We start from the raw sequence: 22,817 nt of genomic DNA on the forward strand, positions 1-22,817 counted from the left end.
CCGTCCGGGTCAGCGCTTTCCCGATGTGGCGCGCAGCTTCTGGGGAGCTGCTGCCATCCGCCAGGTACAAACCCAGGGGTTCATTTCTGGCTTCCCGGATGGTTCGTTTCGGCCCAACGCACCGATGATTAGAGTCCAGGCGATTATTGCGCTGGTTAATGGCTTGATGCTAGGCAAAGGGCGAGCAGAAGCCTTGGTAATCTATAGCGATCGCGCTCAAGTCCCTTCCTATGCCATCGATGCAGTGGCCGCTGCCACCAACCGCCAGATGATCGTCAACTATCCAGATACCTACAGCCTGCGTCCGCTAGTGCCAATCACCCGCGCCGAAACTGCCGCCATTGTCTATCAGTCTCTAGTGGCCCTTGGCAAAGCCCCCGAAATTGCCTCGCCCTTCATTCCAGAGACTGACACTAATGCCCCTAACTTTGCCGATCTCTCTAATCGCCACTGGGCCGTTGACTACATCGATACACTGGTTCAAAAAGGCTGGCTTAGCGGCTTTCGCGACGGTACCTTTCGCCCGGACGATCCGATGACTCGCGCCCAGTTTGCCGTCTTGCTTGTCGGTGCTTTCGACCCACCCGCCAAGCGCCCCGCCGTCAGCTTTCGCGATGTTCCCAGCAGCTTTTGGGGAGCCGAGGTGATTCAGCAGGCATACCGCGCCGAATTCATCTCTGGCTTTCCTGATCTGACCTTTGACCCCAACTTTCCGCTGACAAAACTGCAGGCTCTGCTAGCGCTGGTCAGCGGCCTAGAGCTAGAAGCCAAATCGCCGCCCAGAATGACCTCGCTCAGGGTATACGACGATCAAAGTGACATCCCCCGCTACGCTAGAGAGGCCGTCGCCTCAGCCACACAGCTCTCACTGGTTTTCAACCATCCGATTGTCAGTGAGCTGCGGCCCAATCGCACCGCGACCCGCGCCGAAGTCTCCGCCGTGGTCTATCAGGCGTTAGTGATGCATGGTCGCCTGCCGCCGCTTTCCTCTCGCTATCAGGTTCGCCTCTGACGACCGCCACTACAGCTAGGTTCGACAGTCAAGACTCGACTAATGGATCAATAAAATGGGAAACTAGCTTCAAGTATTTACAATCACTTTTATCATGGCTGAAATTCAATTCTCTCGCGGTGTTAAAGAAGAAGTCGTTCCTGATATCCGGCTAACCCGCGCTAAAGATCTCTCTGATGGCACCGCTACTTTCTACTTTGACAAGCCCAAAGCGCTAGTAGAAGAAGGCGGCGAAGTCACTGGCATGTATATGGTCGATGAGGAAGGCGAACTGAGTACTCGCGATGTCAACGGCAAATTCGTCAACGGTGAACCCTCTGGCATTGAGGCTGTTTTCGTCATGCGCGGGCAGGAAGAATGGGAGCGCTTTATGCGCTTTATGGATCGCTATGCGGCGGATAACGGTCTAGGACTGACTCAAAACTAAGTTCTATATTATGCCGATGCTCCTTATGTCGACACCCCATGCCGACCCAGAGCCGCTGAGTGTTCAGTGTGCGGTGATTACCGTCAGCGACACGCGAGGCCAGACAACTGATAAAAGTGGTCAACTGATGCGATCGCGGCTAACCGAGTCGGGTCATGCCATCACCCACTATCAAATTGTCAAAGATCAGCCTGAACAGATCGCGGCGCTAGTGACCAGCTTGGCTAGCCGTAGCGACGTTCAGGCTGTTTTGCTCAATGGGGGAACGGGTATTGCTGCTCGCGATACGACTTTTGATGCGATCGCCCCTTTACTGGACAAAGAACTTCCTGGCTTTGGTGAGCTCTTTCGCCATCTTAGCTACGCCGAAATCGGGTCGCGGGCGATTGCTTCTCGGGCGATCGCGGGCATCCACCACCAAACCCTGATCTTCTCTGTTCCAGGCTCTACCAAAGCCGTCAGTCTCGCCCTCGAAAAACTGATCTTGCCAGAGCTTCAGCATCTCACTCGCCTTTTGCAACCAGGCAGCTGATCAAACCTCTACAGCCTCATAACACAAGGCATCTTCCCTTGCTCAAATGCACCAAAGAAGATCCGTCAAAGCAACGCTCTACAGAGACTTTCCTGACTAAGTTTTTGTAGCCTGCTTACCCTGAGCATAGGCTTGGTCAAAGAGCGATTCTAGCTTGGCGTGTGTGCCTCGAATTTGATCGATCACCGCTTTTCCCCACTCTACATAGTCATCTATGCGAGTGACCGACCAGCCATCAGGTGGAGAAACCGCAACGTTTCGTAGATTGGCCGTTTTGTCAGCAAGCTTGATCAGTTTGGCGCGATCGCTCAAGCTCGCCGCATGGTCAATCTGTTGTTGTTTTCGTACGGCCTTTGGCAAAGATTTATCGTCTGTTACCTCCGCGACAATTTCTTTAACAGACTGGCCAAACTGTTGTTCAATCTCTTCAAAGGTCGTCTCTGTATCTTCTACTGTGTCATGCAGCAAAGCCGCCATTAGCACCGCTTCATCGCTCACCCCTGCTTCAATCCACAAAATGTGAGCAACCGCAATCGGATGGTTGATATAGGGCGTCTGCTCAGGATCTTTTCGTCTTTGATCGCGATGCTTTCTCGCCGCAAAATCAAGCGCTTTTAGAAAGTTCTCACTGACGGCCTGCGATGAACTCAGTTTTGACGAACTCGATGAATTCATAGGTTTCAGCGAACCAGGTGTCTCACTAGTCATCGTTTAGAGTACGCCCTTAGAACTTGGAATCTTTCCAGCTCTACGCGGATCGACTTCTGTCGCCATTCGCATTGCCCTAGCAAATGCCTTGAAAGTAGCTTCAATAATGTGATGAGAGTTGATACCGTCTAGCTGGCGAATGTGCAGCGTCATCTGCGCGTGGTTGATAATAGCGACAAAAAACTCCCGTACGAGCTGCGTATCATAGGTGCCCACTCGCTGGGTCGGAATGTCTAGACCATAGCTGAGATGCGGACGACCCGAAAAATCTAGAGAAATTTGCACCAGTGCTTCGTCTAACGGGGCAATGAAGTGACCAAATCTGGTGATGCCTTTGCGATCGCCTAGCGCCTGCCGCAGCGCCATTCCCAACGTGATACCGACATCTTCATTAGTATGATGGTCGTCGATTTCGATATCGCCCGTAGCTCTCACCTCTAGATCAAACAAGCCGTGAGAGGCAATCTGGTGCAGCATATGATCTAGAAAAGGAACGCCTGTATCAGCCGTGCATTTCCCAGTGCCATCTACATTCAGCGTCACCTGCACATCCGTTTCCTTTGTCGTCCGGCTGACCGAAGCCGTTCTGTCTAATAGCGATTCTGATTGTGAGGCTGAGTGAGAGGCGGAAGTATGCGATGCCGCCGTTGAAAACGAGCTAGCTGAAACTGATTGAGTACTAGAGACCATAGTGTGTAGTAAAGTGTGCGCCTAAAATGTGCGCCATAGATAGACCAGCCTTTTTAAGCTAGGTCATACCGAGCGACTTCATATCGAATGACTTCTCAATCTTACGACTTTAGTCAAAATACCTACAAAAAACTCGATTCCTGCCCCTACGCTGGCGTAATTATTCTCAATGAGTAATTGAACCAAACTGCCAAAACCCGCATAATAGGGCCATAACATTCCTACTTAGCGAGGCTAGAGTCCTATGTCTATTAGCGAACTCAATCACTTCATGACCTACGTGATCGACGCTTGGGCGCTGCTTAGCATTGGATCTGTCAGCGTCGGCTTTATTTCATTTGTCTCGCGCCGCATTCAAGAAGACATCGAAGCTGAAAAGCTAGCTTTGACAGAAGGCGTAGAGGAAACAGAAGATGTCGCCTTGATTGAAGCGGCCCCGGCTAAAGCAGATCTAGCCGCCGCAGACGCTGCTCGCTTAGAAGAAGTCGCGGCTGTATCTGAGCAGCTATCGAAGGCCAAGGAAAATCAGTCGGATAGCACATCTGTTCCTGTCTCTACTCAAATAGAGTAGATAGAACTAAAGATAATCTCAATCGCTTTAGCCAATACTGGGCGGCACTTTGATGACCTACACACTCACTCGCTATCAAAGCTACCAAGATTACTTGGAAAACTGTACACTCAGCGATGGCGACTACCGTCTGCTCAGTACTGGAGAATTAATTCGATTGCCGCCAGAAGATGACGACAACATACTTTGTGGGACTGACCTCAAGTTTCGCCTAATGTCATTACCAGGACTCCGTTCACTCGTTCGTGGCAACGATACAGAACTACAGGTAAATCCGGTCGGAGACAAGTGGCTAAATCGTAAACCGGATGTAATGGTCTTGCGACCTGAACATAGGGCGCTTTTTAAGCAGAGCAGATATAGCGCGGTTCAGTTTGGCATGCCAGCACCTATATTCGTTGCAGAGATCGTCAGTCCAGGTGGTTCTAACAGTTCGAATTACAAAAGAGATTACGTATGGAAGCGCGAACAATACCAATGGTGGCGTATTCCTGAGTACTGGATTATCGATCGTCACAGAGCAAAAGTAACTGTTCTCCTGCTAGAGCAAGGAACTTATCAAGAGACGGTTTATGTAGGAAATGCTGAGATTAGATCAATTGCAATTCCCGATTTGTTATTGACAACTTCAGAAATTTTAAGTTGGGATTGAGGATTAAATAATTCGTCCAAGCTACTGCTTCTTGTCACCCTCACCCCAACCCTCTCCCAAAGGGCGAGGGAGCTAGATCCAGCCCCCTTCTCCTCCGGGAGAAGGGTTGGGGATGAGGGCTCGGAAACTGTACATCTTGTTTGATCCTCGATCCTTAGTCAGAATTTTCCTCCTGCGTTACGACTCATTTGCGAGTTCTAGAGCGCGGCGGCGTAGGGCGGGAGAAATATGAAACTCTACAGTCCCCAATGCGCCTAAAATAGGAGAAATCATATCGACAACACCCTGACGCTTTGCCTTTAAAAGCATTCCTACCGTACCCGTCATCGATAAATCGAACTGCTCAGCAACGCGCCGAGCCTTCTTGTCATCTAGCAATATGGTGATAGCTTCTAGCTCTAACGCCAGAGCGATCGCTTCTGATTCGCCCCAGCCTATCTGACTTCTAAAACTATTCACCAGAGTTTGATTTTCTACCTGTCGAACCTTTAGCCAGGGTAAAGCAAAGCCGACCTCTGCCTTGACTGCAGGAGGAATCCAGAATGTGCTGTAAAGCTGAGGAAGAATATCTAACCGATTGATTCGCTCTAACCCGATCAGACAAGTACTGTCGCTAACAATGCTCTCTTGAAGAATCGGCACTATCAAAGCGCCATCTCCTTTTCTAGATCTTCTGGTGGGTAGTCAAATACAGGAATACCAGCTTTTCCTAACAGTTCGATAAAGGTAGGCTTAGAGTATTCTGACAGCTCTGCCGCCTGACCAATAGATAAACGGCCTACCTCATACAGCTTTGCCGCCAGTAGAAATCGGGCTTCTTGGCCGGAGATGTTTGAAGGAAGTTGAAGTGTCAAGTAGTTACTCATCATTACTGACCGCAAGACTCTAGTTAGATAGGAAGTTCGAGGTAGATTTATTATCGCTAAGAGTATTGTATGCTCCTCTTGAAATGGCAGCATTTTTGAACAGATAGCTGTGGCTTTGCACAGTTATCTAAGCGTTCCTTCTTCCCATGATGGCTGCTTGAACCAGTCTTGCAAAAATGTAGTGAGTAGCTGAATTTTAGTAGACAGGTGACGGTTGGTGGCGTAGCACAGCCTAGCTGTCAGTTCAGCCGGACAGTAGTCTGGCAGGATGACGCTGAGCTCGTTTGACTTTAGCGCATCGCCAATGATGAACGTAGGTAGTAGGGCAATGCCGACGCCAGCGATCGCACTTTCCCTTAGCACCTCTCCATTATTAGAGTAGCCCCGACATTTGATCGGAATTGTATAGGTCTTGTCTGGCCCTACTAGCCTCCATTTGCTGCCCGTGGCCAGGTGACCGTAGTGCAAGCAGCAATGCTGTCGCAGCTCGTCTGGATGAGTAGGTATGCCGTAAGCCTTTAGATAGTCGGGGGCGGCGCAGAGGACTCGGCGAATTGGCGCGATGTCATGGGTGATCAGCGCCTCTTCTGCGTTTGCTGCGGCAATTCGTAGGGTGATGTCAAAGCCTTCTTCGATCAGATCAATAAAGCGATCGCTCAGCGTCATCTGCACCTGGATATCGGGATATTGATACATGAAGCGTGCGATCGCCTCAGCCAAGTGCATCGTGCCAAACGACATCGGCGCATTGATCCGCAGCGTTCCCTTTGGCTGGGCTTGCATCTGCGTCACCGCCAGTTCCGCCGCCTTTACCTCCGCCAGAATCTCTATACAGCGCTCATAATAGGCTCGCCCCATATCCGTAGGGCTGACTCGCCGCGTCGTTCGCTGCAATAGCTGTACGTCTAGCGCTTGCTCTAATTGGGCCACCAGTTTGTTCACCACCGAGCGAGACATGCCTAAATGGCGACCTGCCGCCGCGAACCCGCTGTGGTTCACCACCTCGACAAAGGTTCGCATACTCTCTAACTTGTCCATAGATCTCGTCTACTCTTGTTCACAGATAACGACCGTCTTTGATAAGACTATTGTATCTTTTAAGATGACAATATGAGTATAAAATAGTCTATTGTATTTTTATTGAAGTCAGTCCATAATAAGAACAAGTAAACAGACGTTTCTATGGAGTGAAGAGAAAACAATGTTGGCTATTCGTAAAGCAACAGATCGCGGCGCTTCTAACTTCAGCTGGTTGGACAGCAGACACACCTTTTCCTTCGGTGGCTATATGGACCCGCGCAATATGGGTTTTAGCGATCTCCGTGTGATTAATGAAGATCGAGTAGCGCCTGGGGCAGGGTTTGGCACTCACGGCCATCGCGATATGGAGATCATCTCTTATGTGATAGAGGGCGAGCTTGCCCACAAAGACAGCATGGGGACTGGTTCAATCATTCGTCCTGGCGACGTACAGCGAATGAGCGCTGGTACTGGCGTTACCCATAGCGAAATGAATGCTTCAAAAGAGAATCCCGTACATTTCTTGCAGATCTGGATTCTGCCCGAAACCAAAGGTCTACAACCCGGTTACGAGCAAAAGCACTTTGCGCCCGAGACTCGTCAAGATCAGTGGAGACTAGTGGGTTCATGCGATGGTAGGGAGAATTCTGTCACTATCCATCAAGACGTCAGCCTGTACGCGGCTACGCTTGGCAAAGGTGTACAGATTGGCTACGAGCTAGCGCCTGAGCGCAAAGCCTGGCTGCAAGTGGTCAAGGGGGCTCTGCAGCTAGATGGTCAGACGCTAAAAGCTGGTGACGGTCTTGCTTTTGCGGATCTAGATTCTCTTTCTATTGTTAGCTCTGACGACGGCACAGAAGTTCTGCTGTTCGATCTAGCAGCATAGTTCAGTCGACAAAGGGATGCCTAAGGCTGCATCCCTTTTACTTCTTAGCACTATCAGACTAGGCGAGATATTCGTCGCTTCTCTCCTAGTTAGGCTAAATCAGGGTTAGGCTAAATCAGGGTTAGGCTAAATCAGGGTTAGGCTAAATCAGGGCGACCTATACACGCCGATTTTCTGTTGGTGTTTTTACGACCAACATCGAAAAGATAACAACAGGTGCGAACAGGCAGCAGACATATAGTCCGCTGGTATAGGAGCCCGTAATCGACTTGGAGTTGGCGAGGAGGGAAGGGCCCAGAGCGCTGGCGATAACGATTGCCATCATCTGCACGCCAGCGATCGCACCCAAATGCGCCCGACCAAAGAATCTGGGCAGCACTACTGTTGTGAGCGTGCCAAAGCAGCCGCCGCTGACGCCTAACCCTACGACGGCAGGCACAATCATCCAGGCGATATCTAGGTTGGCAATGGCCGCGATGCCAGCCGCCTGAAACAGCATCATGAAGATAAACAGAGATTGAATACGGACGCGATCGCATGCAACACCCACACCATAGCCAACTGCCGTCGAGACCACTGCAATCGGCACAAAGATCTGCACCATGTCCGCTTCAGCAATGCCCATCTCTGCGCCAATGCTGACGATATTGAAAGTAATGCCTGTGATTGACAGCGCCTGCGACATAAAGGCTAGCGTCACCGCCCAAAAAGCCAGCGTTTTTAGCGCCTGCTGCCGAGTGAGACCCCACAGCACCGCAGCTTCTGTAGGCTTTGAGGCTAGATATGGGCCTGTTAAAGTTTTTGAAGTCTCTGAAGTCTCTAGGGTCTCTAAACTCTTTAAAGTCTCCGAACTCTTTGAAGGCTCTACTGATGGACTAAGTGATGAACTAGGCGAGATCGGCTCTCCATCCATTCGTAAACCGCAGATCTCAGGATTGTCACGAAACAGTAGCCAGCCGAGGCTGCTCATGCCGATACCGACGATTGCTGCTAGGCTGAGCCAGGTACCGCGCCAGCCCAGCAGCGCAATCGATTGGCTAAAGAAATAGGGCGCGATCGCAAACCCAAAAGCGACAAAAATCCCCTGCCCGCCAGATACTTGTCCTCGCCGTCGATCGAACCACTTTCCTAGCATGGTGCGACTGGTCATCGTCAACATACCCTGTCCACAAAACCGCAGGCTAACAAAGCCAATTACCAGCAGCACCGCCGCAGTCGTCGTAGAGGTGAACGGCAAAAAAGCGCTGAAGAATAAAGAGAGGCGATCACACACCGTCAGATACACCAGCGTCAGTCCTAGTCCAATCGCCGCCAGCACGGCCACACGTCTGGCACCTAGCTGGTCTAGCAGCTTGCCACCAAACGGCAACAGACAGCCGCTCGTTACCGTACCAAACAAATAAGCATTAGCGAGCTGCAAGCGCGATAGCCCTGTCGCCTTAATCAGATGGTCGGTAAAGACGCTGACGCCAATAGTTTGGCCGGGGATACTCGTCAACGTGCCCAGCACGCTCGCTACGAGGATGATCCAACCGTAAAAGACAGGCAGCTTAGCAGGGGCAAATGGAAAATTAGGTTGAAAGAATTTGGTCAAAATACGTTCTAGTGTGCTTTAGTCAGGTTTGCGGATGGATTGGGTTTAGAGATCTCTGACAGAGGTCTCTATTCGTTAATAAATGGTGGATGGTCAAGGCAGACAAAAACAGATAGACTTCTACAGTCGATTAAGCTTTGAATTTGGTTCTAGAACTAAGCCTTAAATATGACAGACTCCACCAAAAGCAGAATGCTACTCTCCCACAACTTCACTTTGATAGAGAGCGAAGTCCATCCCCTCGATCGAGAACAGTTTGCTGATGTGTTCGTCAAAGACCTAGAGCAAAAGCCAGATGTCGACTGCGCCCTGGTTGATCACCCCCACTGGGTGGTTGAAGTGAACTATAGCGCTGATGCTTATTCGCCGACTGAAGTGGGTCAGCTTTGTATCGAGGCGCTAGCTACCTACCGAACCAACAGCAGCGATGTCAAAAGCTTTACTATCATGGCTTTGGGCGGTGTCAAAAATACGCCTAGCACCACGCCAGCCCCCTCGCTACAAACAGGAGAATGGGGCGTAGATCTAGTCGAAACAACGGAGCCAGAAGTCTTTTTAGAAGAGATCAACTGGGAAGCCCTTTCACATGCCAAACCCGACAAAGACGTCTTTAGAATCGACCGCCCAGTCGAGTAAGCAAATTGAGTAGGCAGTTGAGTAGGCAGATCGAGTAAGCAGCTGAGTAAGCGAATCGAGTGAGCCGTTGAGTAAATTGATCTGGAGCGATAAATATGGAACTGATTCAGAAAACCCAGGACAAGGCGACCCGCTCGGCGATCGCAGCCGATTGTACTCAGCTAATTGACCAGCAAGTTTCGGCTAAAGGTGGGCTTTCTGGTATGGCACTCAAAACCGCTTACAAAGTAGTTAAAGGCATTAGCGCTGACTACATTCCAGGGGCGCTGACGCGGCTAATGCCAGAAACATTTGCCAACCTCGATCCGATTTGGGCGGAAGGAAAGCAGGCGGGCGACCCGGTGGCGTACATGAGTGAGCATCGCGATCGCACTGCCGATGCGATTTTAGCCGCTACCGACGATCGCATTGCTAGAGCTGGACAGGGTGTTATCAGCACCACATACAATCGTTTGAGAAAGTCAGTGAAGTCAGACGTAGTCGCCGCCGTACCAGGGCTTGCGGCGATTCTTCAAAAGCATGTTGGCTGAAAATATAGTGAAAGGGGTCTAATAACTAGAACAATATGTATGTAGAGCGATTCACCTTTGGCTAGATCGACCAGTCAAATCAGCGAGCTAAGGGAGTTGCGGCTAAATAACATACCGGATGCTCTTTCTGGTATCTGCACGTAGCATACAGACCGAAAACCCCTCCCTTACGGTTCCCCTAGGGAACCAAGTCCCGTATTCCTTATACATAGGCAATTTCCCCTCCGGCGGAGCGGTGGAAGCCCGCGTCGCTTTGCGGCGCTAGGGAATGTCCACCAAGACAGCGGTGGCAGCCCGCGTCGCTTTGCGGCGCTAGGGAATGTCCACCAAGACAGCGGTGGCAGCCCGCGTCGCTTTGCGGCGCTAGGGAATGTCCACCAAGACAGCGGTGGCCAGAGCGTAGCGGCGGTCGGGGTGGGTAGGCAATCTGTGCTACTCAGGAAGGTTATTGATTCGCATTTTCCTAAATCAACGCGATCGCACATCCAAAGCGTCTCTCAAACCATCGCCCAAGTAATTCACGCTGAGCACAGTGAGAAAGATTGCTAGACCGGGTGCAATCACTAGATAAGGCGCGCTAGCTACATAGTTTTGAGCGTCGAAGAGCATTCGTCCCCAGGTGGGCACATCGGGGGGAAAGCCAATTCCTAAAAAGCTTAAAGTCGACTCGGTAATGATGGCATTGCCCACGCCGAGGGTGGCCGCGACAATCACCGGGCCAATCACGTTGGGCAAAATATGTCGCCAGACGATGCCTGTAGGATGTGCCCCAAGCGATCGCGCTGCTTGTACAAATGTCTGTTCTTTCACCGTTAGAAATCCGGCGCGAACTAGCCTCGCCGTAGACATCCAGGTCAGTCCGCCAATCACCAGGATGATCAAGACAAAAATACCTGCTTCTGGCCCCACCAGATGACGCATAGGCTCGCGAAACAGATAGATAATCAACAGCAGCAACGGCAGCTGCGGCAGCGATAAGAACAGATCGGTTAATCGCATCAAAATACTGTCAACAATCCCGCCGCAAAAGCCAGCAACCGTACCCACCAAAGTGCCGATCGAAATCGACACCAGCATCGCTGTGGCCCCTACAGCAACGCTCACTCGCCCGCCCCACAGCAGCCGGGCTAGCTGATCTTGACCCAGATCGTTTGTGCCCAAAGGATGCTGCCAGCCAGGGGCGCTAGTGGCTCTGGTAAAATCAATTTCACTATACGAAGCCGAATATAGTAGTGGCCCGACCGCCACCGCCAGAACAAAAAACAACAGAACGCCTGCGCCAATCACTGCGGGGCGATCGCGCCGGAACCTTCGCCAAGCGCTGACAGCTTTGCTCACGCGCCATCCTCCGCCGCGATGCCTAAGACAGGCTGATAAATCTGTTGATACCAGACGGCCTGACTGTTGGCGCTGATGCTGCCTCTAGGGGGAAAGGCCGCATATTTCAACCGGCTATCAAAACGAACGTGTAGCCAGGGCACGCCGTGACCGTGCGTGTTACACCAGATCGAGTCCTGCTGGGCGATCGCCGCCTTGCACATCTGGCCGACTTGTCGCCAAAGTGTCTGCTGCAAAGCTGGCTCTGCGGTTCTACAGAAGGCAGCAATGTGGCCATAGTCGCCAGTCGGCTTGGGCACAAGTAGCTGAGCATCGCCGGAGAAATTTGAAAAGGTGGCTGTCAGCTCGGTCGGCGAAAGTGACTGTAGATGGGGCGCAAAGTCTGTAGAATCGGCTGGGCGAAAAGTGGCTGGGAAGGCGATCGCAAAAAAAGGATGGCTCTGCGCCGTATAGGGATGAATAGGCACCGGCTTCCATTCAAAATCAAAATCAAGCGAGGCCCAGGTCTGATTCCACAGCGTTCGGAAACTGGCCTGGGTATTCAAAGCCTCAGCAATTTGCATCCAGCTAAATGGTAGCCCTTGCGGATCAACAAACCTGATCAAAGCCGCTTGGCGATCCGCGATTTCAGCCATTACCTGCTTCGGCTCTGCCGCTCGAATCGTCTGCGTGGATATTTGAAGCATAGCTGCGATTAGCCTATCTGTTGTTCCATACTGTTCTACTTTTGGGTTTTAGACCTTTGGTAGTTTAGACCTCTTGCGGTTTAGACCTTACTTTCTAGCGACTTCAAATATTCTGTATTCACGCCAGATTCTCGGACCAGGGCAATCTTACCCGTCCGGGCAATCTCTTGAATGCCAAAGGGTTTTAGCATTTGCTCAATCGCCACTAGCTTACCGGGATCGCCTACAACTTCTAGAGTGACTGATTCTGTAGAAACATCCACCACCCGCGCTCTGAATATCTGCGCTAGGCCAACGACTTCCGCTCGATTCTCACTAGTCGCATTCACCTTTATCAGCATCAGCTCTCGCTCAACGCTGGGCGTCTCTGTAATATCTTGCACTTTCAGCACGTTGATCAGCTTGTATAGCTGTTTAGTCAGCTGCTCGATAACCAGATCGTCGCCGGGTACAACCATCGTAATTCGAGAGATGCCCGCTTCTTCGGCGGGCCCTACTGCCAAGCTCTCGATGTTAAAACCGCGTCGGGCAAACAAACCAGCAATGCGAGTCAGAACACCTGATTCGTCTTCGACTAAAACAGAGAGCGTGTGCTTCATGGAGGGGCGGATGAATGATGAATGATGAATGGAAGAGTGGATTGAGGTTGTCTCTCTATTACCCAGGCGCTTTTAGCGATTTTTAGGGACTAGAGGGGATAGAAGGATTTGGCGTGATCGGTGGCAGGCCGCCGCCAGGCTGCGGAGCAGTGGGGTTGGGGATGATTTGGATGTCGTCGCCGATGCCAGGGACGTTGGGTGCGGCGTCAAGGGGCTGTTCTGGATTATCGGTAGGCGTCTGTGGGGTAGGTACGCCTAAGGGATTGTTGGGATCTCTTCCTTGGGTGGGATCGAGAGAGGCATTGTTGGGCAAGGTGGCTAAGGCAACGCGATCGCCGCCCACAGACCGTAGCAGATCGAGCACTTTGATGACAGATTCGTAGCGAGCGCTGCTAGAAGCATAGAGAACGATAGTGCCAGTTGGGGCTGTTCTTTGATGCTCTAGTAGGCGGCTGTACAGATCTTGAAGCTGGACAGGCGTCGTGTCGATATAGATCTGACCAATGCTGTCAATGCTGACATAGAGGCGATCGCTGCTAGTGCCTACGAGCGGTACGCTATTGTCAACTGAAGGAAGCGCCAAGTCAATCACCTGCTGCCGGGTCAAACCCACGGCGGCCAGAATAAAAAAGGTGAGGATGCAAAAGATCACATCGATCATCGGCAAGATATTGATCTGTACATCTGACTCGCGATTATTAAAGTCAACTTTCATAGCGCTTGTATAGAGTGAGCTTTGTTGGAGGGGTAGAGGAGCTAGAACGTCGGCGGCGGCGTTGTTTCCGAAGGGGGAGGTTCTGGCAGATCAACGGTGGGTGAGGGCGGCATGCCAGATAGGTTTTCAGTCAGGGAACTAGGTCGGCCATCGGTATAGGCCCAGGCTTGTCGGTAGAGCAGCTCTAGTTCGTTGCCAGAGAGCTGAAAGACTTTGGCCTGACCAAAGACAAAGCCTTGAAATAGCCGATAGAAAGCCAGGCTAATGATGGCGATGATCAGTCCTGCCGCTGTGCTAATCAGCGCTTCGCTGATGCCGAGGGCAGTGCCTGCGGTGGCATCACCCACGCCTAGCGCGTTTAGATCGATAGAGCCCAAAGAGTTGATCAGACCGACGACGGTGCCTAATAGACCCAGCAAGGGCGCGATCGCAATTACGGCTTCAAGGACTTTTTCGCCTCGGCGCATGCTGGCAAGTTCTTCATTCGCAGAGGTTTCTAGCGCTAGCTTAAAGACTTCTGGGGCTGGGTCTTTGAGCTTGAGCGCGGCGAATAGGAATCGGCCCATCGGCAGGCGACTAGCGGCCTGAGCTAGCTGCGTTGCATTACTCCATTCTCTGCGGGCCGATTCTAAAACGCGGCCAGCGATTTCTCTTTCACGGGTCAAGATTCTAGACCAAAACCAGATCCGCTCCATGATGGTGCCTAGCGCCAAGATAGATAAAAAGAGCAGGGGCCACATGGCAATGCCGCCCTGCCTAAACAATTCCGAGAATTCCACACTCGCCTCCTACACCGTTTCGCTTCAGCTTCCCGAACTGGCCTACTGAACTGGCCTACTGAACTGGCCTACCGAGCCAGTATGGCGGTTTTGTGCGCCAGGCTACGGTTTTTCACTGAAGTCATATTTTCTGACCTAGTGTAGTTCATCGCGGCGCGCGCTTCATCGCAGCTATGACAGCATATCCAAAATTTCGTTGGCGGCGCGATCGCACACGCCCGGTGCGCCCATCGCTCGCTTCATCTGAGCGTAGCTGGCGATCATTTCCTGTCGTTTCTCTTCATCTAGCAGCAGCGCTAAGGCAGCATCTGCGATCGCTGCTGGGGTCGCTGCCCACTGCAAAAATTCTGGCACAATCGGCTGATTTTCCATCAGGTTCACTGGCGAAACATAGTCCCCAGTGAAGCGAACGACGTATTTAGCGACCAAGGCAGTCAGATTGCTCAGGCGATACATCACAATTTGAGGCACGTTCAACAGCGCCACTTCTAGGTTAGCGGTGCCAGATTTGTTGATGACCACATCGGCGGCGGCGATCGCCTGCTGGCCGTCAGCTTTATCGACTAGACGAGCATTTAGACCGTAGCTTTTAGCGGCTAGTGCTATCTCATCTCTAAAGTCTGGCAGCGATACGGGCACTAGAAAGCTCACCGCTGGCTCCTGCTGCTGAATACGCCCTGCGGCTTCAAACATAGCAGGCATGATATAGCGCAGCTCCTGTTGGCGAGAAGCGGGTAGCAGCGTCACCACTTTGGCCTCTTTTGCAATGCTCAACGCCGAGCGAGCCTCGGCTTTGGTGAGCGGCTCAGCTAGAATATCCACCAGCGGATGGCCCACCCACTTAACGTTTGCCCCGGCTTGCTGATAGTACGTCGCCTCTTCTGGAAAAATTGCCAGCAGCTTGTCACAGACATTGACGATGGCTTGGGTGCTAGGTGTGGCAAAAACCCACTCTTGTGGCGCAATGTAGTAGACCATCGAAACATCAGGCAGCCGCCTGCGAACAAACTTGCCGACTGCCAAATTCGGCCCTTTGTAGTCTAGTAGCACCATTAAATCGGGTGGCTGCCTCAGCAGATACTGTTCTACCTGCTTTTGCAGTCCGCGCCCTTGAAGATAGTAGGGCAAGGCTTCTAACAGGCCAATCGCGCTTAGCTTCAGCGTGTTGATCAAGATATTCGTACCAGCGGCTTGCATCTGATGTCCGCCTACGCCAGCAATCTCTATAGCGATTCCTCGCTTTTCGGCCTGTCGGTATAGCGCCTTGACCAGTAAACCGCCTTGCAGATCGCCTGAGACTTCTCCAGTGTGAATGAATATTTTTTTGCGATTTTGCTGAGGGCTGCTGACTGTCAATGCTTGCAATTCCGATGGTTGACGTTCTTGAGCTAAATAGTTTTCGTCCTAGCGCTTTCGAGCTAACATTTTTGAGCTAACGTTTCCGGCCTGGCACAGGCCCACGCCTGCCCTCGTCATTCACTGAGGCTTGCAAAAATTCGTATAGGTGCCGGACGCGCTCGTTGTCGCAAAGCGTTTCTAATTTACTGATCGCTTCTGCCAGCGTCAGCCCTGAGCGATACAAAATGCGAAAAGCTTGAATCAGTCCTTTGTACGTCTGCCCATCGGCTTCGGCGGCAATGCCAGAGCGCTGTAGCAAAACCTGGTTTAGTCCACGTACTCGCGATGGGTTGCCTTCGACCATGGTGTAGGGCGGTACGTCTCTTTCTATGCGACTCATGCCACCGATCATGGCGTAGCGGCCAATCTGCACAAACTGATGAATGCCCACCAGTCCGCTAATACGCGCGTGAGATTCGATTTTGACGTGACCCGCTAGAGCGACTGAGTTGGCAATAATGACGTGATCGCATAGCTCGCAGTTGTGGGCGATATGGGCATAGGCCATCACCAGGTTGTGGTTACCTAGCCGAGTCACTTCGCCCAGGCGGGTAGGGCGGTTGATCGTGACGCACTCGCGAATGGCATTATCATCGCCAATGTCGACTAGGCTGATCGAGCCGTCATACTTTAGATCCTGTGGCTCTAGACCGATGGCAGCGTGAGGAAAGATGCGGTTGCGATCGCCTATTTTGGTATAGCCTTCAATCACGGCATGGGCACCGATCACGCTGTGCGCTCCAACCGAGACTTTTTCTCCAATGACGGCATAAGGACCAACGCTGACGCTGGCATGGATCTGAGCACCAGGGTGAATAACCGCAGTCGGATGAATCAGAGTAGCCATCAAAGCCATGCCTCCAGCAAAGCCACCAAACGAGTAGAGCACATAGAGAAATTCAGCACGTAGAGAAATTCAAGAAAAGAGCAAACCTAAGCTCAATCGAGTATCGAAAACATCAACGTGCCTTCACAAGCGAGCTGACCGTCTACTTCGGCGACTGACTTCATTTTGCCAAATCGCTTCGCCTTTAGCGCGATTAAGGTGGTAGTAATAATCAGCTGATCGCCAGGAACGACGGGACGACGGAACTTGACTTTATCAATCCCAGCAAAGACACAGAGGCGATCGTCTACGCCCGGCATTTGGCTAAGGACAATACCGCCAACTTGAGCCATGGCTTCGACGATCAGCACGCCAGGCATCAGTGGACGATTGGGGAAATGCCCTTGGAAATGAGGCTCGTTGAAGGTGACGTTCTTGAGACCGACGGCGCTTTCACCGGGCGTGTAGTCAATGATGCGATCAATTAGAGCAAACGGGTAACGGTGGGGTAATAGCTGCTGAATCTCTTCTAGAATAAAGGTCTTTTTTTCATTGTTGACGTCGTTGTTCGCGTCGTTGCTCGCGTTATTAGCTTCGTTTGAAGCGTCGTCTTTATTACTCACTGTAGCGGGAGCTGAGGATGTGGCTGAAGTGGAAGCAGGAGCACTAGTTGGCATAAGGCATCAGAAATCGTGCGACAAAAGCTGAAAATAGGGTGAAGCTTGTTAAAGCCCTCAACGATTCTGCCATTAGACGGTGCCTAGCGCTACAGCGGGTGCCGTTCGTCGATCTGTCGGGCGAGTTTTATATGCAGGCTGTGGCTAGCTTTATAGGCTACATAGTGAGCCGTCGGAATATCTCCTAAGAGGCTCAAATCTCCAATTAAATCTAGCAGTTTGTGACGAGCCGGCTCGTTTTCAAACCGCAGCGGTGGATTTAGCCAGCCCGCTTCACCACAGACTAGGGCGTTGTCTAGGGTGCCGCCTTTTATCAGACCTTGCTGACGCAAGTAGTCGATCTGATGGGCTAGGCCGAAGGTGCGAGCTGGGGCAATATCACTAGCAAAGTCTCCGGTGCTAACGTTCCAGCTATGCCACTGGTTGCCAATAGCGGCCAGCCCAAAGTCGATGCCGTAGCTAAAGCGCAGCTCATCACTGGGGAAGGCAGCCACCCAGGCGTCTTTTGATTGGACAGAGATCGGCTGGCTCAGTGGCGATCGCACTTGCCTTTGGGCCGATTGGATCTGAATGGGAATCGATGCGATCGCACTTACCCACTCCTTTGCCGATCCGTCTAGTAAAGGCAGCTCGGGGCCATCTATCTCTATTCGAACATTATCAATTTCTAGCGCAATCAGGGCCGAGAGTAGATGCTCAACCGTACGAACGGTGCTGCTGCTAATGCCTAGCTCCGTAGAAAGCTGAGTTTTCACTACATTGCCGACCGTTGCCGCGACTGGCACAGCTTCTGCTAGATCGGTTCTGATGAAATAGCGTCCAGCGTTCGGTTCTGCGGGCAATAGCTCAACGGTAGTTGGCTGACCGAGATGCAGTCCCACCCCGTTTACAGAAACGGATGAACTCAAAGTTTGTTGCTTCGAGCGTTGGGTTTCTTGCAAGTTTTGAGTCGCTAGCTCCTGATCTTTGACGTTTTGAGTTTCTGTAGTGGGCACGTCTGTACGGGGCATTGATTCTGTCCTCGATAGCTGCTATCAGGCGTTTTTATCGCATTCACCATACTGCTCTACCTACTGCATCATCCATTCTCTGAGAATGAAACACTTGGCACACAAATTGGCACACAAAGAGCAAAGTGATCTGCCACACAAAGCCATCAAGACGCTCCGACTTTGCTATGCCTAGCGCAACGTCATGTCTGGCCCAAAATGAGATGGCCCAACATTAGAAACGTTCTCCGAAGCCAAAGTGAAAGCGACTATCGCCCTCACTGCCTATACCATAGTCCAAACGCAAAGCTCCTAATGGCGTTTGCACTCGCACCCCAGCGCCATAGCCAAAGCCGCTCCCAGGCTTGCCTCGTACAGCCGCCGGGTCGCTATCGCCTCTACCTGAGCCTAAGTCTGTGCCATAGTCAGCAAACAGAGCACCGTTCAAAAATTCGCTAAACAGTGGGAAGCGATATTCTGCTGTGCCTAGCAAGAATGCATTACCAGAACCCACCCCGCCTTCTTCAAAGCCGCGTACCGAGTTACCGCCACCGAGTGGAAACTGCTCATAGGGCGGCAAGTCTCCTACCGCTAAGCCACCTTGAACATTGAATGCAATGGTTTCGCGGCCACTGTCGCCACCCAAAAACCTGATCGGAACGTACTGGCTGTAGCTGCCCCTGATTTTATTAAAAAAGATGCTGCCGCTACCGAGGGGAACGGATTGCTCTGTGCCTACTCTAAAAAGGTTGCCGCTCGTAGGTAATCCAGGATTGTTACGACGATCTAGCACCGCCCCAAACTGTAGCGTGAATAGATCATCACGACCGGTGCCACTCGCGGTTAGATCGTTGCCGAGCTCGTCTTCGGCAAAAACATCACCATCGCTATCTAGAAGCGCCACGCGCTCGTACTGCCCCCCCAATGATAGAGATAGGCCGTTGTCTAGCGGGCGACTAAAGCTAATGCCCGTACCGAGTCGATTGAGCCTAGGCGTATCTCCGTTGGGCAAATCGACATCGATGGGACCATTGTCGAAGATAAGCGATGTAGCCCGACGGTTGAACAGCGATGCTGTGTAGGAGGTTCTGTAAGGATCGCCTGCAATCCAAGGATCGGTAAAGGCGACGTCAAAGAGAAAGTCGCCTCGCGTGGTAACTCTACCTTCGGTTCGCAGCTTTTGGTTATTGCCGCCAAAGTTATCTTCGTTGTAGCTCACTTGACCAAACAGATCGCCGCGTAGGTTAAAGCCAAGAGAAGCGCCGATAGAGCCAGTATCACGCTCGGCGACGTTGACGACGACTTTGACTTTTCTAGGGTCTTCGTCACCTGGATCTAGCGACAGTCGGATATCTTCAAAAATGCCAAGTCCAAATACCTGAGCCACGTCCCGTTGGATAGCTTCTTCTTGGAAAACGTCGCCTGGCTCTGATTCAAATTCGCGAGTGATAATAAAATCTCTAGTCTTACCGTCAACGGGATCACCGTCTTCGTCTGTGATCTCACCATCGGCAGTGATATAGCGAACAGCGATCTCTTCAATCTCGCCTTCTGCAACGATTAAGGTAACCACGCCCTGCTCGGAAATCTGGGGCGAAGCGGTAACTTGAGCAAGGACATAACCATTGTCTTGATACCAGTCGTTCAGATCGAGAATACCGTTCTGTAGATCTCTAAGGTTGAGGATTTGGCCGTACTGATCTCTGAAAATATCGTCGACGGCCTCATCTGGCAGCACGATCCGATTGCGAATATCCACCTCAGTCAAAACGGGGTTGGGTTCTACGGCAAAAGTGACTTTCACGCCTAAGGGAGTGTCTTCTGGGTCGGCCTGTACGTTGGAAAAGAAGCCAGTAGAGAAGATGCTGTTGATGTCTTCTTGAAGCTGGCTGCGAGTAGTCGTCCGACCAGGTACGGTATCCACTGCATCGTAGACTTCGTTGATAAGTTCAGTACTCAGGGGCCGCTGGGGATTAGAAGAGATGACGTCTACTTCGGCTACGAGGACGCGCGTTTCTTCCTCAGCAGTTTCTTCTGGTGTCTCTTCTGTCGTTCCTTCTGGGGCTCCTTCTGTCGTTCCTTCAGGGACTTCTTCGGGTGTGCCTTCTGGTAGCTCCTCAGGCGTTCCTGCAGGAACTTCTTCCGCTTCTTCAGGCGTTCCTTCTGTCGTTCCTTCGAGCAGATCTTCTAATGATGGAGACGTCTGCCCGCTTTGATCAGGGGCCGATTCTATCGGCGGGCTGTCGGTAGCCTCTTCAATTGCTTCATCGACAGTTTCTTCGACGGTCTCTTCGGTGGTTTCTTCGGCGCTTTCCTCGGCGGCTTCTTCAGCGGCTTCGGCGGCAGCGTCGTCAACGTTAATATCTTCGATCTCAACGCCGTCTTCATCGAGAATGATCAGGGGTTCAGTCGGCGTTGGCTGATCGGCATCTGGTAAAGGGTCGTTGATCGGCGCTGGCGATTCTAGCTGCTTGGATGCTGGCTGTAAGGTAGATAGCTGTGAGAGAGGCTGGGTAGTTCGAGGCTGGGCGTTGCTCAATGCGAGAGGCTCCGCTGTTGCGCCTTCAACAGCCTGGATAGAAGCATTAGCACGACCTGGGAGACTCGTGATCGCTACCAAACTAAAACAGGCTAAAAGAGCTGGGGAGACGCGCATAACCAGTGAATCCAAATAAGATGTTCATTCCTCACACCCTGCCGACACGAAAAATACGCTGACAGGCTCAGGGTTGTTTGCCCTGATTAATCAATGTCCGACGATATTACACTGTCGTCAAGCACGGGAATTTATTTTGCTGTGACAGAAGAAGAGGTGGTGACTTCGATCTCACTCAGCTAGCCGCAGTAACTGGCACCGAGCGCTAGCTAGCGCTCGAAATAGCTCTCAAACTGAGACCTGAGTGGAGTTGTAGAGCTTTGCTTTTCTCGTCCGCCTAGAGCATTCCCGGTAGGTAGAGTAGGATAGCCAGCAGAGAATTATCAGGTGATTGAATCTTGATCCTTAGCTGGGATCAGATTCTAGCTGGGACTGGATTCTTTTAAGAACTGTTTGGTAGCTTTCAGCGACGCTGCCCAGATCTTGGCGGAAGCGGTCTTTGTCCATCACTCGCTTGCTTTGATCGGATTCGGCTGTGTCCCACAGGCGGCAGGTATCTGGGCTGATCTCGTCAGCGAGTAGTAGGCTGCCCTCAGCGTCGGTGCCGAATTCGAGCTTGAAGTCAACCAAAGTGATATCGCAGGTAGCAAAGAAGTCAGTCAAGACAGTGTTGACGGTTTTTGCTTTGTCTACTAGCCGATCGAGCTGGCTAGATGAAGTGATATGCATGGCGGCAATGCGATCGCGCGTCAGCAGAGGATCGCCTAGATCGTCATTTTTGTAATAGAACTCAACCAGCGGCGGCGATAGCGGAGTACCTAGCGCTAGGCCGGTCTGCTTGCAAAGACTGCCTGCCGCGATATTACGGACGACAACTTCTAGCGGCACAATGTCTACGCGCTTGACTTCAAGCGTGCGATCGCTAGTCTGAGCGATTAGATGCGTAGCCATTCCCTGTTTTTCTAGCAAAGCGTAGAGGTGAGCAGTCACTTTGCAGTTGACGATGCCTTTGTTGGCAATTTGCCCTTTTTTCTGAGCATTAAACGCAGTGGCGTCATCTTTGAAATAGGTAATCAAGATCTCTGGATTATCAGTTTCGTAAACGATCTTGGCTTTGCCTTCGTATAGCTTTTGATTATCTGGAGGAAGATCGGTCATTGATAGGCAACATCGGCGAAAGCAACCTGCCCATTATCACGGTAAAGACAGGCGAAACCTTAGCTTTCGTAACATCACTTGCGAATTTGATTGGCTAGTTCGGATTCACTAGGCGACACCGTAGCCGGTGTAAGGTCTTTTGTAGGCAGGATGCAGTCCTAGAACGATGTCTTCTTTTGGAACGCCCATCTCGACTAGTTCTTGGCCTACATCACTGTCGGTAGTGTTTTGCTGTAGCCAGATCTTGCCGTCTTTGATATCGAAGTGGAGGATTGTGTGATACGTGCGTTTTAGATGGTTCCAACCTACTCGCATAAGCTGATAGTGGTCGCGGGTCGTATCAAAGAAAAGTTGCTCTTCAATGTCTTCATCAGGCTTTTTTGATTCGCTGTGCTGCTCTAGCAGTGTCTGAATGGCTTGACGGTAAGTGTCTAATTTATCCATTGAACTATCTCCTCTACTGTGGGTTCATACACAATTATCTTTAGGCTGTGCCGTTTTACGGCAGCTTTCATGAATGAGCCTTGAAAAAAAGTTGCGTGAATCTCTAGGGGAACAGCCAAGTAAAGTTTTCGATCTGGCTCTTCAATTTCTAGCATCATTCTGTAGTTCAAGAATTGACCCAAAGCTACATGGAAGTCGCTAACCGGAGACGCACTGATAAAGCTTTTCACTTCAACAGCAATCTTTTCTTCTTTCCGCTCGGCAATAATAAGTCGTTCAGCAGCTAAATCAATCTTTACTTTGAAATCTTCCCAGCTTAGGAACGAGAATTTAATAACCTGTCTGATTTCAAGTTTTACCGCAGGCTCTCAGCCTAAATCTTTCTCCCTAGGGGAGAAGGACTTCAAGCTCCCTCTCCTTCGAGAGAGCATTTATTTAGCGTCGATTGGTTGGCGGCTTACGTTACTAAACCCACCCCGACCTCCGCT

General features: G+C 51.4%; 27 protein-coding genes. 8 read left to right on the plus strand and 19 right to left on the minus strand.

The window, feature by feature from the left end:
- From IQ256_RS22450 to IQ256_RS22460, 3 genes are all read left to right on the plus strand, one after another.
- A partial coding sequence (locus tag IQ256_RS22450; protein ID WP_193857927.1) for an S-layer homology domain-containing protein occupies positions 1–1,012 on the plus strand: 1,012 nt, incomplete at its 5' end.
- 94 nt (positions 1,013–1,106) lie between these two features.
- Complete coding sequence (gene psb28, locus IQ256_RS22455) at positions 1,107–1,439, plus strand: photosystem II reaction center protein Psb28 (RefSeq protein WP_228025171.1); 333 nt, start codon at positions 1,107–1,109, stop codon at positions 1,437–1,439.
- A gap of 10 nt (positions 1,440–1,449) precedes the next feature.
- Positions 1,450–1,971 carry a molybdenum cofactor biosynthesis protein B gene (locus IQ256_RS22460; protein WP_228025172.1) on the plus strand — a complete coding sequence of 174 codons (522 nt, stop codon included), beginning with the start codon at positions 1,450–1,452 and terminating at the stop codon, positions 1,969–1,971.
- A gap of 96 nt (positions 1,972–2,067) precedes the next feature.
- Here IQ256_RS22460 and IQ256_RS22465 read toward each other — a convergent pair whose 3' ends face one another.
- Together IQ256_RS22465 and hisB are read right to left on the minus strand one after the other, a co-directional pair.
- Positions 2,068–2,646, minus strand: a complete 579-nt coding sequence (locus IQ256_RS22465) for an HD domain-containing protein (RefSeq protein WP_193857929.1) — start codon at positions 2,644–2,646, stop codon at positions 2,068–2,070.
- Positions 2,647–2,682: 36 nt separating this feature from the next.
- Positions 2,683–3,369 (minus strand): imidazoleglycerol-phosphate dehydratase HisB, encoded by a 687-nt coding sequence (hisB, locus tag IQ256_RS22470; RefSeq protein WP_193857930.1) that lies wholly within the window; start codon positions 3,367–3,369, stop codon positions 2,683–2,685.
- A gap of 244 nt (positions 3,370–3,613) precedes the next feature.
- On the opposite strand from hisB, the gene IQ256_RS22475 reads away from it, so the two are divergent.
- Positions 3,614–3,940, plus strand: a complete 327-nt coding sequence (locus IQ256_RS22475; protein WP_193857931.1) for a hypothetical protein — start codon at positions 3,614–3,616, stop codon at positions 3,938–3,940.
- 52 nt (positions 3,941–3,992) lie between these two features.
- Positions 3,993–4,592 (plus strand): Uma2 family endonuclease, encoded by a 600-nt coding sequence (locus IQ256_RS22480; RefSeq protein WP_193857932.1) that lies wholly within the window; start codon positions 3,993–3,995, stop codon positions 4,590–4,592.
- A 177-nt stretch (positions 4,593–4,769) separates the two neighbouring features.
- Here IQ256_RS22480 and IQ256_RS22485 read toward each other — a convergent pair whose 3' ends face one another.
- The 3 genes from IQ256_RS22485 to IQ256_RS22495 all read right to left on the minus strand — a co-directional run bounded on the left by IQ256_RS22485 (position 4,770) and on the right by IQ256_RS22495 (position 6,496).
- Entirely contained in the window at positions 4,770–5,234 is a 465-nt protein-coding gene (locus IQ256_RS22485) for a DUF3368 domain-containing protein (RefSeq protein ID WP_370623522.1), read from the minus strand.
- A 2-nt stretch (positions 5,235–5,236) separates the two neighbouring features.
- The gene (locus tag IQ256_RS22490; protein WP_228025174.1) at positions 5,237–5,446 is read right to left on the minus strand and encodes a UPF0175 family protein; all 210 of its coding nucleotides are present in this window, start codon (positions 5,444–5,446) and stop codon (positions 5,237–5,239) included.
- 135 nt (positions 5,447–5,581) lie between these two features.
- A complete protein-coding gene (locus IQ256_RS22495) occupies positions 5,582–6,496 on the minus strand; it encodes a LysR family transcriptional regulator (RefSeq protein ID WP_193857934.1) in 915 nt (304 codons plus the stop codon).
- A gap of 163 nt (positions 6,497–6,659) precedes the next feature.
- On the opposite strand from IQ256_RS22495, the gene IQ256_RS22500 reads away from it, so the two are divergent.
- On the plus strand, positions 6,660–7,364 hold the full coding sequence (locus IQ256_RS22500) for a pirin family protein (protein WP_193857935.1): 705 nt from the start codon (positions 6,660–6,662) through the stop codon (positions 7,362–7,364).
- A 157-nt stretch (positions 7,365–7,521) separates the two neighbouring features.
- On the opposite strand, the gene IQ256_RS22505 is transcribed toward IQ256_RS22500, so the two are convergent.
- Positions 7,522–8,958 (minus strand): MFS transporter, encoded by a 1,437-nt coding sequence (locus tag IQ256_RS22505; protein ID WP_193857936.1) that lies wholly within the window; start codon positions 8,956–8,958, stop codon positions 7,522–7,524.
- A 168-nt stretch (positions 8,959–9,126) separates the two neighbouring features.
- Between IQ256_RS22505 and IQ256_RS22510 the strand changes: the two genes are divergently transcribed.
- Together IQ256_RS22510 and IQ256_RS22515 are read left to right on the plus strand one after the other, a co-directional pair.
- Positions 9,127–9,594 (plus strand): DUF2656 family protein, encoded by a 468-nt coding sequence (locus tag IQ256_RS22510; protein WP_228025175.1) that lies wholly within the window; start codon positions 9,127–9,129, stop codon positions 9,592–9,594.
- Positions 9,595–9,689: 95 nt separating this feature from the next.
- The gene (locus IQ256_RS22515; RefSeq protein WP_193857937.1) at positions 9,690–10,124 is read left to right on the plus strand and encodes a hypothetical protein; all 435 of its coding nucleotides are present in this window, start codon (positions 9,690–9,692) and stop codon (positions 10,122–10,124) included.
- A 468-nt stretch (positions 10,125–10,592) separates the two neighbouring features.
- Here IQ256_RS22515 and IQ256_RS22520 read toward each other — a convergent pair whose 3' ends face one another.
- The 13 genes from IQ256_RS22520 to IQ256_RS22580 form a co-directional block, all read right to left on the minus strand.
- Positions 10,593–11,462, minus strand: a complete 870-nt coding sequence (locus IQ256_RS22520) for an ABC transporter permease (protein WP_193857938.1) — start codon at positions 11,460–11,462, stop codon at positions 10,593–10,595.
- On the minus strand, positions 11,459–12,148 hold the full coding sequence (locus IQ256_RS22525) for a hypothetical protein (protein ID WP_193857939.1): 690 nt from the start codon (positions 12,146–12,148) through the stop codon (positions 11,459–11,461). Before IQ256_RS22525 ends, IQ256_RS22520 begins: the two co-directional genes overlap by 4 nt.
- 80 nt (positions 12,149–12,228) lie before the next feature.
- The gene (gene ilvN / locus IQ256_RS22530) at positions 12,229–12,747 is read right to left on the minus strand and encodes an acetolactate synthase small subunit (protein ID WP_193857940.1); all 519 of its coding nucleotides are present in this window, start codon (positions 12,745–12,747) and stop codon (positions 12,229–12,231) included.
- Between the two features lie 82 nt (positions 12,748–12,829).
- Positions 12,830–13,462 (minus strand): biopolymer transporter ExbD, encoded by a 633-nt coding sequence (locus IQ256_RS22535; protein WP_193857941.1) that lies wholly within the window; start codon positions 13,460–13,462, stop codon positions 12,830–12,832.
- 41 nt (positions 13,463–13,503) lie between these two features.
- Positions 13,504–14,241 (minus strand): MotA/TolQ/ExbB proton channel family protein, encoded by a 738-nt coding sequence (locus IQ256_RS22540; protein ID WP_193857942.1) that lies wholly within the window; start codon positions 14,239–14,241, stop codon positions 13,504–13,506.
- A 171-nt stretch (positions 14,242–14,412) separates the two neighbouring features.
- Positions 14,413–15,597: a lipid-A-disaccharide synthase gene (gene lpxB, locus IQ256_RS22545; protein WP_193857943.1), complete on the minus strand. Its 1,185-nt coding sequence runs from the start codon at positions 15,595–15,597 to the stop codon at positions 14,413–14,415.
- Between the two features lie 76 nt (positions 15,598–15,673).
- Positions 15,674–16,486 carry an acyl-ACP--UDP-N-acetylglucosamine O-acyltransferase gene (lpxA, locus tag IQ256_RS22550; RefSeq protein ID WP_193857944.1) on the minus strand — a complete coding sequence of 271 codons (813 nt, stop codon included), beginning with the start codon at positions 16,484–16,486 and terminating at the stop codon, positions 15,674–15,676.
- Between the two features lie 92 nt (positions 16,487–16,578).
- Positions 16,579–17,142, minus strand: a complete 564-nt coding sequence (gene fabZ / locus IQ256_RS22555) for a 3-hydroxyacyl-ACP dehydratase FabZ (RefSeq protein ID WP_193857945.1) — start codon at positions 17,140–17,142, stop codon at positions 16,579–16,581.
- A gap of 89 nt (positions 17,143–17,231) precedes the next feature.
- A complete protein-coding gene (gene lpxC / locus IQ256_RS22560; protein WP_193857946.1) occupies positions 17,232–18,152 on the minus strand; it encodes a UDP-3-O-acyl-N-acetylglucosamine deacetylase in 921 nt (306 codons plus the stop codon).
- A 214-nt stretch (positions 18,153–18,366) separates the two neighbouring features.
- Positions 18,367–20,787: a BamA/TamA family outer membrane protein gene (locus tag IQ256_RS22565; RefSeq protein WP_193857947.1), complete on the minus strand. Its 2,421-nt coding sequence runs from the start codon at positions 20,785–20,787 to the stop codon at positions 18,367–18,369.
- A gap of 345 nt (positions 20,788–21,132) precedes the next feature.
- Positions 21,133–21,885 carry a phosphoribosylaminoimidazolesuccinocarboxamide synthase gene (gene purC, locus IQ256_RS22570; RefSeq protein ID WP_193857948.1) on the minus strand — a complete coding sequence of 251 codons (753 nt, stop codon included), beginning with the start codon at positions 21,883–21,885 and terminating at the stop codon, positions 21,133–21,135.
- Positions 21,886–21,993: 108 nt separating this feature from the next.
- On the minus strand, positions 21,994–22,329 hold the full coding sequence (locus IQ256_RS22575; protein ID WP_193857949.1) for a XisI protein: 336 nt from the start codon (positions 22,327–22,329) through the stop codon (positions 21,994–21,996).
- Positions 22,317–22,676 carry an element excision factor XisH family protein gene (locus IQ256_RS22580; protein WP_193857953.1) on the minus strand — a complete coding sequence of 120 codons (360 nt, stop codon included), beginning with the start codon at positions 22,674–22,676 and terminating at the stop codon, positions 22,317–22,319. The genes IQ256_RS22575 and IQ256_RS22580 overlap by 13 nt, the downstream gene beginning before the upstream one ends.
- Positions 22,677–22,817 lie beyond the last annotated feature (141 nt).

Origin of the sequence: cf. Phormidesmis sp. LEGE 11477 (genome assembly GCF_015207105.1) — a bacterium.
Lineage (GTDB): Bacteria > Cyanobacteriota > Cyanobacteriia > Phormidesmidales > Phormidesmidaceae > Phormidesmis.

What these genes read in the sequence shown, in the direction of transcription:
- psb28 (WP_228025171.1), top strand. Translation starts at nt 1,107, where the DNA reads ATGGCTGAAATTCAATTCTCTCGCGGTGTTAAAGAAGAAGTCGTTCCT.
- IQ256_RS22460 (WP_228025172.1), top strand. Translation starts at nt 1,450, where the DNA reads ATGCCGATGCTCCTTATGTCGACACCCCATGCCGACCCAGAGCCGCTG.
- IQ256_RS22465 (WP_193857929.1), bottom strand. Translation starts at nt 2,646, where the DNA reads ATGAATTCATCGAGTTCGTCAAAACTGAGTTCATCGCAGGCCGTCAGT.
- hisB (WP_193857930.1), bottom strand. Translation starts at nt 3,369, where the DNA reads ATGGTCTCTAGTACTCAATCAGTTTCAGCTAGCTCGTTTTCAACGGCG.
- IQ256_RS22475 (WP_193857931.1), top strand. Translation starts at nt 3,614, where the DNA reads ATGTCTATTAGCGAACTCAATCACTTCATGACCTACGTGATCGACGCT.
- IQ256_RS22480 (WP_193857932.1), top strand. Translation starts at nt 3,993, where the DNA reads ATGACCTACACACTCACTCGCTATCAAAGCTACCAAGATTACTTGGAA.
- IQ256_RS22495 (WP_193857934.1), bottom strand. Translation starts at nt 6,496, where the DNA reads ATGGACAAGTTAGAGAGTATGCGAACCTTTGTCGAGGTGGTGAACCAC.
- IQ256_RS22500 (WP_193857935.1), top strand. Translation starts at nt 6,660, where the DNA reads ATGTTGGCTATTCGTAAAGCAACAGATCGCGGCGCTTCTAACTTCAGC.
- IQ256_RS22510 (WP_228025175.1), top strand. Translation starts at nt 9,127, where the DNA reads ATGACAGACTCCACCAAAAGCAGAATGCTACTCTCCCACAACTTCACT.
- IQ256_RS22515 (WP_193857937.1), top strand. Translation starts at nt 9,690, where the DNA reads ATGGAACTGATTCAGAAAACCCAGGACAAGGCGACCCGCTCGGCGATC.
- IQ256_RS22525 (WP_193857939.1), bottom strand. Translation starts at nt 12,148, where the DNA reads ATGCTTCAAATATCCACGCAGACGATTCGAGCGGCAGAGCCGAAGCAG.
- ilvN (WP_193857940.1), bottom strand. Translation starts at nt 12,747, where the DNA reads ATGAAGCACACGCTCTCTGTTTTAGTCGAAGACGAATCAGGTGTTCTG.
- IQ256_RS22535 (WP_193857941.1), bottom strand. Translation starts at nt 13,462, where the DNA reads ATGAAAGTTGACTTTAATAATCGCGAGTCAGATGTACAGATCAATATC.
- lpxA (WP_193857944.1), bottom strand. Translation starts at nt 16,486, where the DNA reads ATGGCTACTCTGATTCATCCGACTGCGGTTATTCACCCTGGTGCTCAG.
- fabZ (WP_193857945.1), bottom strand. Translation starts at nt 17,142, where the DNA reads ATGCCAACTAGTGCTCCTGCTTCCACTTCAGCCACATCCTCAGCTCCC.
- lpxC (WP_193857946.1), bottom strand. Translation starts at nt 18,152, where the DNA reads ATGCCCCGTACAGACGTGCCCACTACAGAAACTCAAAACGTCAAAGAT.
- IQ256_RS22565 (WP_193857947.1), bottom strand. Translation starts at nt 20,787, where the DNA reads ATGCGCGTCTCCCCAGCTCTTTTAGCCTGTTTTAGTTTGGTAGCGATC.
- purC (WP_193857948.1), bottom strand. Translation starts at nt 21,885, where the DNA reads ATGACCGATCTTCCTCCAGATAATCAAAAGCTATACGAAGGCAAAGCC.
- IQ256_RS22575 (WP_193857949.1), bottom strand. Translation starts at nt 22,329, where the DNA reads ATGGATAAATTAGACACTTACCGTCAAGCCATTCAGACACTGCTAGAG.